Origin of the sequence: Rhizobium grahamii CCGE 502 (assembly GCF_000298315.2) — a bacterium.
In the GTDB taxonomy this organism is placed as follows: Bacteria; Pseudomonadota; Alphaproteobacteria; order Rhizobiales; family Rhizobiaceae; genus Rhizobium; species Rhizobium grahamii.
Genome location: NZ_AEYE02000057.1, coordinates 1 through 676 on the forward strand (window position 1 = coordinate 1; position 676 = coordinate 676).

Genomic DNA, 676 nt, shown 5'->3' on the forward strand with positions numbered 1-676 from the left:
GTCGTTGGTGCCGGTGATGGTGACGGTGACGGGCTGTGTGATGGTGCCGCCGTGGCCGTCGGTGATGGTGACCTGGTAGGTTTCCTGGCGGGTTTCGCCCTGGCCGAGGAACTGTGCTGCGGCGTTGTTGATCGTGTAGGTCCAGCCGACGCTGCCGCCTGCGGTGGTCGGCGATTCCGTGACCGGGGCAAGCGCGAAGGTGCCGAGCAGCGAGCCGCTTGGTGCCGCAACCGTGGTGGTGTGGGTGTCGATCAGGTCGACGTCGTTGAAGTTGATCGTGCCGGTCGCCTGCTGCGTGCCGTCCTCGACGACACCGCCGCTGACGATCGACCCAGCCGAGACATAGGTCGGCTTGTCATTGGTGCCATGGACGTTGATCGTCAGCGTCTGGGTGCTTTCGGCGCCATACTGGTCGCGGACGGTGAAGGTGAAGGTTTCGGTCTTCGTCTCGCCGTCGGCGATCGCCTGCACGGCCGCCTTGCTGCTGTCGAGCTTGTAGCTGTAGAGGCCGAGCTGGGCGCTCCAGGTCAGCTTGCCGTAGGTGCCGTCGACGCCGGCCGAGCCGTTCGTCTGGTTGTTGACCTTGCTGACGCTCAGGAGGGCGAGATGATCGACGTCGACGGCGCCCTGCATCAGGTTGCCGTAAACCGTCGAAGGCGCGGTGTCCTCCTTGACG

The 676-nt window shown here is 65.2% G+C and carries 1 protein-coding gene; it reads right to left on the bottom strand.

Going from position 1 to position 676, the window contains the following annotated elements; all coding sequences use genetic code 11:
* Positions 1-676, bottom strand: a 676-nt coding sequence (locus tag RGCCGE502_RS34360; protein ID WP_016558841.1) for a VCBS domain-containing protein, incomplete at both ends; no start/stop codon positions are given.